A 12,688-nucleotide genomic window follows, 5' to 3' on the forward strand; every position below is an offset into this window, starting at 1 on the left:
TCAAAGCTCCCTTGCCAGTTTGCGTTTTTCGTTCCAGGCCGTGGCGCTAATGCTGACCAGGATAATGGCGCCGCTGAACACGGTGTGCCAGTAAGAAGAGACGCTGAGCAGCGTCAGCCCATTTTGTAAGAAGGCCAGCAGAACCACGCCGAGCAGGGTTCCGGTCAACGTACCGCGTCCGCCGCTCATGCTGGTTCCACCGAGCACTACCGCCGCCAGAACCGTCAGCTCAAAGCCGAGCAGCGAATTGGGTGCAACTGACTGGGTAATTTGCGCCTGAACCACGGCGGCAACGCCTGCCAGAATGCCCATGTAGCCATAGACGTAGAAATGCAGCTTCAGCAGATTCAGCCCCAGGCGCGAGGCCGCGTCGCGGTTGCCGCCCATGGCGTAAACCTGACGGCCAAGTCGGGTATAGTTCATCAGCACGGCAGTAAAGATGATCACCGCCGCCAGGCACAGCAGGGGCAGGGTCAGACCGTAGTCGTAGCCATCCGCCGCGGTGAACGAGAACCAGTTAATGCCGTTCATAAACCAGTCAGGGAAGCCGTACAGCCAGGTACCTTTGGTGGCGTAAACCAGCAGACCGTAGTAGACGTTCAGCGTGGCGATGGTAATGATGATTGCCGGAACGCGCAGCCAGTAGACCAGGAAGCCGTTAATCAGTCCAAGCAGCAGACCTACCGCAATGGCGATGATTAACGCCAGCGCGAAGTTGCCGCCGTGGCCGATAACCCAACTGGCCATTGCATATTGGGCTATCGCGGTCATCGCCGGAAATGAGATGTCGATCCCGCCGGAAATCAGCACCACAAACAGCCCACAGGCAAGGATGCCGAGAATCGCGTAGCTGGTGGCCACATCCGTCAGATTCCCCAAAGACAAGAACTCATCGGTGCTGATACTCAGCCCAACGGCCAGGGCTACGACCAGCAGGCCCAGCCAGAATTCGTGTTGCCCGATTAATCGGGAGAGATGCATCTTATTCATTGATTACCTCGACCACTTCAGCAATCTCCTCTTCACGGCATTGATGAGGATTAAATTCCGCCACCAGCCTGCCGCGACGCATCACCAGCACGCGGTGGCTGTTGTAATACGCTTCCGGGATTTCATCGCAAATCATCAGCACCGCCATACCTTGTTCCGCCAGATCGCGGGCTATCTGGTAAATTCCCTCTTTGTTGGCGATATCCACGCCTACGGTAGGGGAGTCGAGGATCAGGATGCGGGGATTGGTCGCCACCCATTTGGCAATGGCGATACGCTGGGCATTACCGCCGGAAAGGGTTTTGACCGGCAGGTGCGGATCGGACACTTTGATATTCAGTTCGCGGATCAAGTCGGCGACCAGCTTTTGCGCTTTACGATGATCGAGCAGGCCGCTGCCGGTATGCAGTTGATCAAACACCGTGACGATGGTGTTGTCATAGATCGACTGCTCCATGATCAGCCCCTGTGTCAGACGATCTTCGGAGACATAGCCGATCCCGTGTTTGATGGCGTCATGGTTATTGCGCAGAGTAACCGGCTGGCCGTTAATACGAATCTCGCCGCTTTCCGGGTGGGTCATGCCAAACAGGCTCAGACAAAGCTCGGTGCGCCCGGCGCCCAGCAAACCAACAATGGAGACAATCTCGCCGCCGTGCAGCGACAGATTAATGTTTTGGTATTTGCCTCTGCGGCTCAGATTGCGCAGCTCCAGCAGAGGTTCTTGCTCAATTGTGGGCCTTTGTGGCAGTGGACTGTAGTGAAAGCGTTGTCCGGTCATCAGGAAGGCCAGCTCGTGGCTGTCGAGGTCGCTGGCAGGATAAGTGCCTACCAGTTTGCCGTCGCGCATCACGCTGATGCGGTCTGCCACTTCCATCACCTCATCCAGACGATGGCTGACAAACACGACGCAAATTCCGGCAGCTTTCAGTTCGTTAACAACCCGCAGCAGGCCATTAACCTCCTGACGGGTTAGCGAGGCGGTGGGCTCGTCCATAATCACCAGACGCGCATCGGCGGCAATCGCCCGGCAAATGGCGACCAGCTGGCGGTCAGCAATCGAGAGTTTTTCAACTTTTTTATCGGGATCAATGTTCACCCCGATACGCTTCATGGCTGCCAGTGCCTGCTGTTTCATGGCGCCACGACGTACCCAGATATCGCCCCCGGGCAGATAGCGGTTGACGGCGATATTTTCCGCGACGCTAAAGTTGGGAAACAACGACAGGTCCTGATAAATAACCTGAATTCCATAATGGGAGGAGAGCTGCGGCGTCAGGTGATGGAACAATTTGCCGTCGAGTAAAATCTGCGCGCCTTTTTCCGGATGATAAACCCCGGAGATCACTTTAATAATGGTGCTTTTACCACAGCCGTTTTGACCCGCCAGACAGTGAACTTCGCCTTTTCTCAGCGTCAGATTCACGTTATCCAGCGCCAGCACGCCCGGGAATTGTTTGCTGATATTCTCAAGAGTGATAAATGCGGTGGTGTCTGTCATGGACAATACCCCTGCGAGCGTCCAGGCGGACGCTGAGTGTTAATTTGGTTGATAGCGCCGACCAGACGGCCGGCGTTAAGGTTCCCTGGTGTCGGCTAAAGCCTTAGAAACCAAGTGATTGTGCGTTGTCTTTGGTGACTTCGAGGATCTTGTTAAAGCGGATCACTTTCTTCTCCGTGTCGATATCGGCTTTCCCTAAACCATCAATACTCAGATCGGCGTTCACTGCTTTACCCTGTAACAGCTGATCGGCAACCGTGACCAGCGCGTAGCCCGCATCTTTTGGATCCCACAGCAGCGCTTTTTTGATATCACCACGCATCAGGTAAGGCGCAGCCTGTGCTGGCATAGCGATCCCGACGACGGCGATTTTATCTTTGGCGCGTTTTTTCTGCACAGCCTGACCCGCGCCGATTGGACCCAGCGAGCCGAAGCCAATAATGCCTTTCATCTGCGGATAGGTTTTCATCAGGTCCAGCGTCGTGGCGTAGGATTTATCGATGCTTTCCGCGACCGGCAGACGTGAAGTGACCTCGAACATTTCTGGATATTTTTCTTTCTGGTACTTAATTGCATAATCCGCCCACGCGTTATGCAGCGGCACCGTCAGCGAACCGACATAGATAGCGTACCCGCCCTTACCACCCATGTTTTTCGCTAACTCATCGACGTTGGCCTGGGCGTATTTTTCACTGTCGATGGTTTCGATATCCCACTGGCCAATTTGCTCATCCGGGGATTCGTGCGTCAGCACTACGATGCCTTTATCGCGTGCTTTTTTTAGTACCGGCTCAAGAACCTTGGCATCATTCGGTACCACGATGATCGCATTGACGTTTTTGGCGATCAGATCCTCAATGACTTTCACCTGTTGCGCTGGATCCGGCGTGGAAGGCCCGGTCTGATAAGCATTCACATCCAGTTTTTTTGCTGCTTCATTAACGCCGGTTTCCATCCGGTTAAACCACGGAATCCCGGTGACCTTGGCAACCACAGCAATTTCATATTTTTCCGCCGCAAAGGACGTGCCGGACAACATGCATGCAGAAACCAGGGTTGCACTGAGTAATGCGAGTTTGAATTTCATAGTTGTACCTTTCGTAGGGGGCAGGACATGTCACGCCGTGAAGTTAACAACGAATGGAAGAGGGAATGAATCATGAGTTTCCTGAATGTGATCCATGCCCATTATTGTTAATATTTGGAAATTAAATGGTTAAATTTAAGTTAATTTTGCATGGTTTTACATTCAGCCATTCAAATTTAGTGTTAATAAAATATTAAAATGAAACTATAAATTAACATTTAATTATCATTTAACTTAAGTCGTGACCCAGATAAGGTAGTTGGACGGGATTTGCCGAAGAAGAAATTATCGAAATTGAGAACTGAATCGATACCGGAAAAGGGGACTCAACATTTTTTCGTTCAATGGTATCCTCAGCACTCTTTCGCCAAACCCAGCTTCATTATTTGTGGCGGTGTCGATTTTTTCCGTGGAGAACTCATGCAAGGCGTTAAACGTATCATTGTCACGTTGTTTCTCGCTCTCCTGTCCTTTGGCGCAGGCGCGCATCCCCACAGCTTTATTCATCTGAAAACCGAGATAGTGAGCGCGAATGATCGGTTCGTCGCGCTTAAAATGCGCTGGACGATGGATGAAATTACCTCGGCGGATCTGCTTTATGATGCGGGGAATGCCAAACCTGGTGATGAGATCTGGAAAAAACTGGCGGCGGAAGTGATGGCCAACGTTCTCGGTCAGCACTATTTCACCGAAGTGTGGCACGACGGGCAAAAGGTAAAGTTTAAAAACAGGCCGACGGAATATGGTATGGAGCGTGAGGAACACCAGGCGGTGCTGACGTTCGTTCTGCCGTTGGCTGAAGCTCAGCCGCTGAGTGGACAAAAATATACCATTTCAACCTTCGACCCGACCTACTACGTTGATATGAGTTATGACAAAGACAGCGACGCCAGGCTGGGACAGGTCATAAGCCAGAAATGCCGTATTTCAGTACATACGCCGACGCCGAATGAACAAACGCTGAGCTTTGCGCAGTCGCTGGATAAAGAAGACGCCCCGCCGGAGGATATGGAGTTGGGTAAACAGTTTGCACAGACGGTAACGCTGCAATGTCAGTAGTTTCTCAACAACGTGCAGCCAGACGTCGCTGGCTCATGCTATGGCCGCTGGCGGTGTTTTTACTGCTGGCTGCAGGCGGCGTGCTGTGGCTATGGCAGACCTGGCCGCAGGTGATGATGCAAAGTATCGTCTGGCAGCGCGACGTTAATCAGCAGATGAGCGGTTTGCTCAAAGCGGTTGCCGCCAGGCCGGCCCAGGCAGGGGGATCGCTGCTGCTGTTTAGTTTTCTCTACGGCGTCCTGCATGCGCTGGGGCCGGGGCATGGAAAAGTCGTTATTACCACCTGGCTTGCAACGCATCCCTCGAAGCTGAAGTCGAGTATTGCCCTGACGCTGGCCTCGTCTTTATTACAAGGACTGGTCGCTATTGGTCTGGTCGTTATCGTGCTCACCGTCTTGCAGTTGCCTGCGCGACAGTTACATATCAGTAGTTTCTGGCTGGAGAAAGGGAGTTATGCGCTGGTTGGCGTGTTGGGCGTTTTATTGTGCGTCCGTGCGCTGAAGAAATTGCGCCAGCTGCTGCGTCGCCCGAAATTCACCGCCTTCACACCGCACCATGTGCATCACGAAGGTTGCGGCTGTGGACATCAGCATTTGCCCGATCCTGAACAGCTGCAAAGTGGTGATGACTGGCGCGCCCGGCTGATGATCGTTTTATCAATGGGAATGCGTCCATGCTCGGGGGCAATCATGGTCTTACTGTTTAGTAAAGTGGTTGGCGTTTTTAGCTGGGGCATGGCGTCGGCGCTGGCGATGGCGGCAGGAACCTCTTTGACGATTACGTCACTGGCTCTGCTGGTGCACAGTTTCCGCTCGCTGGCGGTAAGACTTAGCGGGCATAAAGCGCCTGTGCTATGGCGACAGATTGGCTGGACGACGCTGGCGTTAGCCGGTGGTGCGGTGCTGATTGCTGCTGCGGTAGTGATGTGGATGAGCGCGGTGCCGGTGGGGCGGGGGATAAGACCGTTTTAGGTTAGAGAGCGGTATGGTATGAATTATTGGCCGGATAAGACGCGAGAGCGTCGTATCCGGCACCACAGCAGATTAACGCTTCAGCGCGTCGCTCAGTTCGTCACGCATGTTCGCCAGCATGGCTTTCACTACGCGCGGGTTGCCTGCAACGATGTTACCGGTCGCCAGGTAGTTATGACCGCCGGTGAAGTCGCAAACCAGTGCGCCAGCTTCACGAGCAATCAGCTCGCCTGCGGCGAAATCCCATGGTTTCAGGCCGATTTCGAAGTAACCGTCAACGCGCGCAGCGGCAACGTAAGCCAGATCCAGCGCAGCAGAACCCGTGCGGCGGAAGTCAGCGCACTCGGTGAACATCTTGCCAAGAATTTTCATGTAAGAAGCGGCGTGCTGTTTCGCTTTGAACGGGAAACCGGTAGCGATGATGGTGCCGTCCAGATCGCGGGCGGTGCTGCCACGCAGACGGTAGCCGTTCAGCTGTGCGCCCTGGCCGCGAGTTGCGGTGAACAGTTCGTTACGCATTGGATCGTAAACAACGGCGACTTCAGTACGGCCTTTAATGCGTACTGCGATGGAAACCGCGAAGTGCGGCAGACGTTTTACGAAGTTGGTGGTGCCATCCAGTGGATCGATAACCCATTGAACATCCTGATCTTCACCAGCGTGCTCACCGCTTTCTTCGGTGATGATGGTGTGCTGAGGGTAAGATTTGCGAATCGTTTCGATAATAATCGCTTCAGCGGCTTTATCGACGTTAGTCACGAAATCATTGCTGCCTTTCTGGCTGGTTTCTACTGAGTCTGGTGTTTCGTAGTGTTTGGCAATTACATTACCCGCCTTGCGCGCTGCGCGCACGGCGATGGTCAGCATCGGATGCATCGGTCTCTCTCACTGGATGTTAAAGAACGGGAAAACGGCGCAGAGTATAGCAGCGAGTTCGGAATATGTCTTCGTTTTATGATAATATGCCCGAATAATCTTTAGCCGAAGAAATACAATGCTGCAAAATATTCGAATCGTGCTGGTGGAAACCTCTCACACTGGCAACATGGGCTCTGTGGCCCGCGCAATGAAAACCATGGGTTTAACCAATCTGTGGCTGGTAAATCCACTGGTTAAACCGGATTCCCAGGCCATCGCCCTGGCGGCAGGCGCCAGTGATGTGATCGGCAGCGCGCAGATCGTCGATACTCTCGACGAAGCGCTGGCGGGTTGCAGTCTGGTGGTAGGCACCAGTGCGCGCTCGCGTACGCTGCCGTGGCCGATGCTGGATCCGCGTGAATGCGGTTTAAAAAGCGTCTCTGAAGCAACGAATTCGCCGGTGGCGCTGGTGTTTGGCCGTGAACGCGTTGGCCTGACCAACGAAGAGCTGCAGAAGTGCCATTATCATGTCGCCATTGCCGCGAACCCGGAATACAGTTCGCTCAACCTGGCGATGGCGGTGCAGGTCATCTCTTATGAAGTGCGCATGGCCTGGCTGGCAACGCAGGAAAGCGACAAGACCGCAGATTACGAAGAAGCAGAGTATCCGCTGGTTGATGATTTAGAGCGTTTTTACGGTCATCTGGAACAAACGCTGTTGTCGACCGGGTTTATCCGCGAAGGGCACCCGGGGCAGGTGATGAACAAACTGCGTCGTCTGTTCACGCGCGCACGACCTGAGAGCCAGGAGCTGAACATCCTGCGTGGGATTTTAGCTTCAATCGAGCAGCAGAATAAAAGCAAGTAACTGTACTAATGCCGCACGGAACGTCAAATACCTGACTAAATTAGTCAAGTAAATAGTTGACTGATTTAGTCGGGAATGTCAGACTTGCCCCTGCTATGCAATACCCCCATTTTACAATAAAAAACCCCGGGCAGGGGCGAGTTTGAGGCTAAGTAAGACATGAGACTGACATCAAAAGGGCGTTATGCCGTGACCGCAATGTTGGACGTTGCGCTCAACTCCGAAACGGGCCCGGTACCGTTGGCTGATATTTCTGAACGTCAGGGAATTTCCCTGTCATATCTGGAGCAGCTGTTTTCCCGTTTGCGTAAAAACGGTCTGGTTTCCAGCGTACGTGGACCAGGCGGCGGGTACTTGCTGGGTAAAGATGCCGGCAGCATCGCAGTAGGTGAAGTGATTAGCGCTGTTGACGAGTCTGTAGATGCGACCCGTTGCCAGGGCAAAGGCGGTTGTCAGGGCGGCGATAAGTGCCTGACCCACGCGCTGTGGCGCGATCTGAGCGATCGTCTGACCGGTTTCCTCAACAACATTACGTTGGGCGAGCTGGTTAATAATCAGGAAGTCCTGGATGTGTCTGGTCGCCAGCACACGCATGACGCTCCGCGCACTAATCGTGCTCAAGACGCGATCGACGTTAAGTTACGCGCATAATTTGCCCGTTATATTTCGTGCCGCAACTGCGTTGGCCGCACTTGCTCGCCCCAGTCACTTACTTGATGTAAGCTCCTGGGCACTCTCAAGTTTGCCGCCTTGCTGCAACACGAACTATTTAGGGCAAAGATAATAAGATATTAGAATCAGGCCGGGGCGTTCGACGCCCCGTTAACTCGGTCGTACATCCAGCCGGTTGCCTGATTCCTTGCATTGAAGCGATGTACGGAGTTTATAGAGCAATGAAATTACCGATCTATCTCGACTACTCCGCAACCACGCCGGTGGACCCGCGTGTTGCCGAGAAAATGATGCAGTGTCTGACCCTGGACGGAAACTTTGGTAACCCAGCGTCTCGTTCACACCGTTTCGGCTGGCAGGCTGAAGAGGCGGTAGATATCGCCCGTAACCAGATTGCCGACCTCGTGGGCGCTGACCCGCGTGAAATCGTCTTTACCTCCGGTGCGACTGAATCCGATAACCTGGCGATTAAAGGTGCAGCCAACTTTTATCAGAAAAAAGGCAAGCACATCATCACCAGCAAAACCGAACACAAAGCCGTGCTGGATACCTGCCGTCAGCTGGAGCGCGAAGGGTTTGAAGTTACCTACCTCGCCCCGCAGCGTAACGGCATCATCGATCTTAAAGAACTTGAAGCGGCAATGCGTGACGACACCATCCTCGTGTCCATCATGCACGTGAACAACGAAATCGGCGTGGTGCAGGATATCGCGACTATCGGCGAAATGTGCCGTGCGCGCGGCATCATCTATCACGTTGACGCCACCCAGAGCGTGGGCAAACTGCCTATCGACCTGAGCCAGCTGAAAGTTGACCTGATGTCTTTCTCCGGCCACAAAATCTATGGTCCGAAAGGTATCGGTGCGCTGTACGTTCGTCGTAAACCGCGTATTCGTATTGAAGCGCAGATGCACGGCGGCGGTCACGAGCGCGGCATGCGTTCCGGTACGCTGCCTGTGCACCAGATTGTCGGTATGGGTGAAGCTTACCGTATCGCTAAAGAAGAGATGGAAACCGAGATGGCGCGCCTGCGCAGTCTGCGTAACCGTCTGTGGAACGGCGTGAAAGATATGGAAGAGGTGTACCTCAATGGTGACCTCGAGCAGGGCGCACCGAACATTCTCAACGTCAGCTTCAACTTTGTTGAAGGCGAGTCGCTGATTATGGCGCTGAAAGACCTGGCTGTATCCTCCGGTTCTGCATGTACTTCTGCAAGCCTGGAGCCATCCTACGTGCTGCGCGCGCTGGGGATGACCGACGAGCTGGCACACAGCTCAATTCGTTTCTCTTTAGGTCGTTTCACTACCGAAGAAGAGATTGACTACGCCATCAATCTGGTTCGCAACTCCATCGGCCGCCTGCGCGACCTTTCTCCGCTGTGGGAAATGTTCAAACAGGGCGTGGATCTGAACAGCATTGAATGGTCACATCACTAATCGGTACCGATAAGGAGAATTCATCATGGCTTACAGCGAAAAAGTAATCGATCATTACGAGAATCCACGTAACGTGGGTTCTTTTGACAACAGCGACGAGAACGTGGGCAGCGGCATGGTGGGTGCACCGGCCTGTGGCGACGTGATGAAGTTGCAGATCAAAGTCAACAATGAGGGTATCATTGAAGACGCGCGTTTCAAGACTTACGGCTGCGGTTCCGCTATTGCCTCCAGCTCTCTGGTTACCGAATGGGTAAAAGGGAAATCTTTGGATGAAGCACAGGCGATTAAAAACACCGATATTGCCGACGAACTTGAACTGCCACCGGTGAAAATTCACTGCTCTATTCTGGCTGAAGACGCGATTAAAGCCGCGATTGCGGATTACAAAAGCAAACGTGAAGCAAAATAATTAAGAGTTGAGGTTTTATTATGTCGATTACCTTAAGCGACAGTGCAGCAGCGCGTGTAAATACCTTCCTGGCAAACCGCGGTAAAGGGTTTGGTCTGCGTCTGGGCGTGAGAACCTCCGGCTGCTCAGGTATGGCTTATGTACTGGAATTTGTTGACGAGCCGGCGGCTGAAGATACCGTGTTTGAAGACAAAGGCGTAAAAGTCGTGATCGACGGTAAGAGCCTGCAATTCCTCGACGGTACGCAGTTAGACTTCGTCAAAGAAGGTCTGAACGAAGGGTTTAAGTTCACTAACCCGAACGTGAAAGACGAATGTGGATGCGGCGAAAGCTTCCACGTGTAACGCGCTTACTGATAACCCCACCGTGGTCGCCTGCGCGTGGGGTTTGTTTTACCTGACTCTCTGGTTTTGCCTCATCGAACAACAGAGAATCGATGCCCTGAGAATGTTATGGACTACTTCACCCTCTTTGGCTTACCGGCCCGTTATCAGCTCGATACTCAGGCGCTGAGCCTACGTTTTCAGGATCTACAACGTCAGTATCATCCTGATAAATTCGCCAGCGGTTCCCAGGCGGAACAACTTGCTGCGGTTTCGCAGTCCGCCACTATCAACCAGGCCTGGCAAACGCTGCGTCATCCTTTGATGCGCGCCGAATACTTATTGTCCTTACACGGCTTTGACATCCGCAGCGAGCAGCACACGGTGCGCGATACCGCGTTCCTGATGGAGCAACTGGAACTGCGTGAAGAGCTGGATGAAATTGAACAGGCAAAAGACAGTCAACGTTTAGATGCGTTTATGCAACGCGTCAGCGAAATGTATAACGTTCGCCATCAACTGATGGTGGAACAGCTGGATAGCGAGACGTGGGACGTCGCGGCAGATACCGTGCGTAAGCTGCGTTTTCTCGATAAACTGCGAAGCAGTGCAGAACAACTCGAAGAAAAACTGCTCGATTTTTAATTTCCGGAAGCGAAAATGGCCTTATTACAAATTAGTGAGCCTGGTCTGAGCGCCGCGCCGCACCAGCGTCGTCTGGCGGTAGGTATCGATTTAGGCACCACCAACTCCCTGGTTGCGACCGTACGCAGCGGCCAGGCCGAAACGCTGGCAGACCATCAAGGTCGCCACCTGTTGCCGTCAGTGGTTCACTATCAGCAGCAGGGCTACTCTGTCGGTTACGATGCCCGCGCCAATGCCGCGCTGGATACGGCCAACACCGTCAGCTCGGTAAAACGCATGATGGGCCGCTCTCTGGCGGATATTCTGGCGCGTTACCCGCATCTGCCTTATACGTTCCACGCGAGCGAAAACGGTTTGCCGATGATTGAAACCGCAGCCGGTTTGCTTAACCCGGTGCGTGTCTCCGCTGATATTCTGAAAGCATTGGCCGCACGGGCAACCGAAGCGCTGTCTGGCGAGCTGGACGGCGTGGTAATCACCGTTCCGGCTTACTTTGACGATGCGCAGCGTCAGGGAACCAAAGACGCCGCGCGTCTGGCGGGCCTGCACGTATTGCGTCTGCTGAACGAACCGACCGCAGCGGCGATCGCGTATGGCCTGGACTCCGGTCAGGAAGGCGTAATTGCGGTCTACGACCTTGGCGGCGGTACGTTTGATATTTCTATTCTGCGCCTGAGTCGCGGCGTGTTCGAAGTGCTGGCGACCGGCGGTGATTCCGCGCTCGGCGGCGACGATTTTGACCATCTGCTGGCCGATTACATTCGCGAGCAGGCGGGCATGGCCGATCGTAGCGATAACCGCGTACAGCGCGAACTGCTGGATGCCGCGATTGCAGCGAAAATCGCGCTTAGCGACGCTGATTCTGTAACGGTTAACGTGGCGGGATGGCAGGGTGAAATCACCCGTGAAACCTTTAATGAACTCATTTCCGCACTGGTCAAGCGTACGCTGCTGGCCTGCCGACGCGCGCTGAAAGATGCGGGCGTGGAGCCGCAGGATGTGCTGGAAGTGGTGATGGTCGGTGGTTCAACGCGCGTGCCATTGGTACGTGAACGCGTCGGTGAGTTTTTTGGCCGTACGCCGCTGACCTCTATCGACCCGGACAAAGTGGTCGCTATCGGTGCGGCAATCCAGGCCGATATTCTGGTCGGAAATAAACCGGACAGCGAAATGCTGCTGCTGGACGTTATCCCGCTGTCCCTGGGGCTGGAAACCATGGGCGGACTGGTGGAGAAAGTGATCCCGCGTAACACCACTATCCCGGTGGCGCGCGCGCAGGACTTTACCACCTTTAAAGATGGTCAAACCGCGATGTCCATTCACGTGATGCAGGGCGAACGTGAGCTGGTGCAGGACTGCCGTTCACTGGCGCGTTTTGCGCTGCGCGGCATCCCGGCATTGCCGGCAGGCGGCGCGCATATCCGCGTGACCTTCCAGGTAGATGCTGATGGGCTGCTGAGCGTCACCGCTATGGAGAAATCCACCGGCGTTGAGTCCTCAATTCAGGTTAAACCGTCCTACGGTCTGACCGACAGTGAAATCGCCTCCATGATTCAGGATTCGATGAGTTTTGCCGAGCAGGACGTAAAAGCCCGTATGCTGGCAGAACAGAAAGTCGAAGCGGCACGCGTACTGGAGAGTTTATCCGGTGCGCTGAACGCTGATGCCGCGCTGTTAAGCGCCGCAGAACGTCAGGCTATCGACACCGCCGCCGCGCACTTGAGCGAGGTTGCACAGGGTGACGATGTTGACGCGATAGAACAAGCCATTAAAAACGTAGACAAACAAACCCAGGAATTCGCCGCTCGCCGCATGGACAAATCCGTCCGTAGCGCGCTGAAAGGCCATTCCGTGGACGAGGTTTAA

13 protein-coding genes are annotated in these 12,688 nt (G+C 54.0%); 9 read left to right on the top strand and 4 right to left on the bottom strand.

What is annotated here, in order from left to right; all coding sequences use genetic code 11:
* From OGW16_RS19820 to OGW16_RS19830, 3 genes are all read right to left on the bottom strand, one after another.
* On the bottom strand, window positions 1–990 hold the full coding sequence (locus tag OGW16_RS19820) for an ABC transporter permease (RefSeq protein ID WP_008785467.1): 990 nt from the start codon (window positions 988–990) through the stop codon (window positions 1–3).
* Window positions 983–2,491, bottom strand: a complete 1,509-nt coding sequence (locus OGW16_RS19825; RefSeq protein WP_047409499.1) for a sugar ABC transporter ATP-binding protein — start codon at window positions 2,489–2,491, stop codon at window positions 983–985. The genes OGW16_RS19820 and OGW16_RS19825 overlap by 8 nt, the downstream gene beginning before the upstream one ends.
* A gap of 103 nt (window positions 2,492–2,594) precedes the next feature.
* Window positions 2,595–3,578 (bottom strand): autoinducer 2 ABC transporter substrate-binding protein, encoded by a 984-nt coding sequence (locus tag OGW16_RS19830; RefSeq protein WP_043017197.1) that lies wholly within the window; start codon window positions 3,576–3,578, stop codon window positions 2,595–2,597.
* A 420-nt stretch (window positions 3,579–3,998) separates the two neighbouring features.
* On the opposite strand from OGW16_RS19830, the gene OGW16_RS19835 reads away from it, so the two are divergent.
* A complete protein-coding gene (locus OGW16_RS19835) occupies window positions 3,999–4,637 on the top strand; it encodes a DUF1007 family protein (RefSeq protein ID WP_043017196.1) in 639 nt (212 codons plus the stop codon).
* Window positions 4,628–5,608, top strand: coding sequence for a nickel/cobalt transporter (locus OGW16_RS19840; RefSeq protein WP_286518717.1), 981 nt, complete (start codon window positions 4,628–4,630; stop codon window positions 5,606–5,608). Before OGW16_RS19835 ends, OGW16_RS19840 begins: the two co-directional genes overlap by 10 nt.
* Window positions 5,609–5,680: 72 nt before the next feature.
* Here the strand turns inward: OGW16_RS19840 and suhB are convergent, their stop codons facing one another.
* Window positions 5,681–6,484: an inositol-1-monophosphatase gene (gene suhB, locus OGW16_RS19845; protein ID WP_003037670.1), complete on the bottom strand. Its 804-nt coding sequence runs from the start codon at window positions 6,482–6,484 to the stop codon at window positions 5,681–5,683.
* Between the two features lie 118 nt (window positions 6,485–6,602).
* Between suhB and trmJ the strand changes: the two genes are divergently transcribed.
* The 7 genes from trmJ to hscA all read left to right on the top strand — a co-directional run bounded on the left by trmJ (window position 6,603) and on the right by hscA (window position 12,688).
* Complete coding sequence (trmJ, locus tag OGW16_RS19850; RefSeq protein ID WP_043017194.1) at window positions 6,603–7,334, top strand: tRNA (cytosine(32)/uridine(32)-2'-O)-methyltransferase TrmJ; 732 nt, start codon at window positions 6,603–6,605, stop codon at window positions 7,332–7,334.
* A 159-nt stretch (window positions 7,335–7,493) separates the two neighbouring features.
* Window positions 7,494–7,985, top strand: a complete 492-nt coding sequence (iscR, locus tag OGW16_RS19855; RefSeq protein ID WP_003037674.1) for a Fe-S cluster assembly transcriptional regulator IscR — start codon at window positions 7,494–7,496, stop codon at window positions 7,983–7,985.
* Between the two features lie 242 nt (window positions 7,986–8,227).
* Window positions 8,228–9,442: a cysteine desulfurase gene (gene iscS / locus OGW16_RS19860; protein ID WP_003835233.1), complete on the top strand. Its 1,215-nt coding sequence runs from the start codon at window positions 8,228–8,230 to the stop codon at window positions 9,440–9,442.
* A gap of 25 nt (window positions 9,443–9,467) precedes the next feature.
* Window positions 9,468–9,854 (top strand): Fe-S cluster assembly scaffold IscU, encoded by a 387-nt coding sequence (gene iscU, locus OGW16_RS19865; RefSeq protein WP_002913991.1) that lies wholly within the window; start codon window positions 9,468–9,470, stop codon window positions 9,852–9,854.
* Between the two features lie 20 nt (window positions 9,855–9,874).
* Entirely contained in the window at window positions 9,875–10,198 is a 324-nt protein-coding gene (iscA, locus tag OGW16_RS19870) for an iron-sulfur cluster assembly protein IscA (RefSeq protein WP_003835203.1), read from the top strand.
* Window positions 10,199–10,306: 108 nt separating this feature from the next.
* Window positions 10,307–10,822 carry a co-chaperone HscB gene (gene hscB, locus OGW16_RS19875; RefSeq protein WP_047409509.1) on the top strand — a complete coding sequence of 172 codons (516 nt, stop codon included), beginning with the start codon at window positions 10,307–10,309 and terminating at the stop codon, window positions 10,820–10,822.
* Window positions 10,823–10,837: 15 nt separating this feature from the next.
* Window positions 10,838–12,688, top strand: coding sequence for a Fe-S protein assembly chaperone HscA (gene hscA, locus OGW16_RS19880; RefSeq protein WP_100194661.1), 1,851 nt, complete (start codon window positions 10,838–10,840; stop codon window positions 12,686–12,688).

The sequence above is a fragment of the Citrobacter sp. Ce104 genome, assembly GCF_030334595.1.
Taxonomy (GTDB): domain Bacteria; phylum Pseudomonadota; class Gammaproteobacteria; order Enterobacterales; family Enterobacteriaceae; genus Citrobacter; species Citrobacter europaeus.

Bases quoted from the DNA above. Each gene is read 5' to 3' on its own strand.
- OGW16_RS19820 (WP_008785467.1), bottom strand. From the start codon at position 990: ATGAATAAGATGCATCTCTCCCGATTAATCGGGCAACACGAATTCTGG.
- OGW16_RS19825 (WP_047409499.1), bottom strand. From the start codon at position 2,491: ATGACAGACACCACCGCATTTATCACTCTTGAGAATATCAGCAAACAA.
- OGW16_RS19830 (WP_043017197.1), bottom strand. From the start codon at position 3,578: ATGAAATTCAAACTCGCATTACTCAGTGCAACCCTGGTTTCTGCATGC.
- OGW16_RS19835 (WP_043017196.1), top strand. From the start codon at position 3,999: ATGCAAGGCGTTAAACGTATCATTGTCACGTTGTTTCTCGCTCTCCTG.
- OGW16_RS19840 (WP_286518717.1), top strand. From the start codon at position 4,628: ATGTCAGTAGTTTCTCAACAACGTGCAGCCAGACGTCGCTGGCTCATG.
- suhB (WP_003037670.1), bottom strand. From the start codon at position 6,484: ATGCATCCGATGCTGACCATCGCCGTGCGCGCAGCGCGCAAGGCGGGT.
- trmJ (WP_043017194.1), top strand. From the start codon at position 6,603: ATGCTGCAAAATATTCGAATCGTGCTGGTGGAAACCTCTCACACTGGC.
- iscR (WP_003037674.1), top strand. From the start codon at position 7,494: ATGAGACTGACATCAAAAGGGCGTTATGCCGTGACCGCAATGTTGGAC.
- iscS (WP_003835233.1), top strand. From the start codon at position 8,228: ATGAAATTACCGATCTATCTCGACTACTCCGCAACCACGCCGGTGGAC.
- iscU (WP_002913991.1), top strand. From the start codon at position 9,468: ATGGCTTACAGCGAAAAAGTAATCGATCATTACGAGAATCCACGTAAC.
- iscA (WP_003835203.1), top strand. From the start codon at position 9,875: ATGTCGATTACCTTAAGCGACAGTGCAGCAGCGCGTGTAAATACCTTC.
- hscB (WP_047409509.1), top strand. From the start codon at position 10,307: ATGGACTACTTCACCCTCTTTGGCTTACCGGCCCGTTATCAGCTCGAT.
- hscA (WP_100194661.1), top strand. From the start codon at position 10,838: ATGGCCTTATTACAAATTAGTGAGCCTGGTCTGAGCGCCGCGCCGCAC.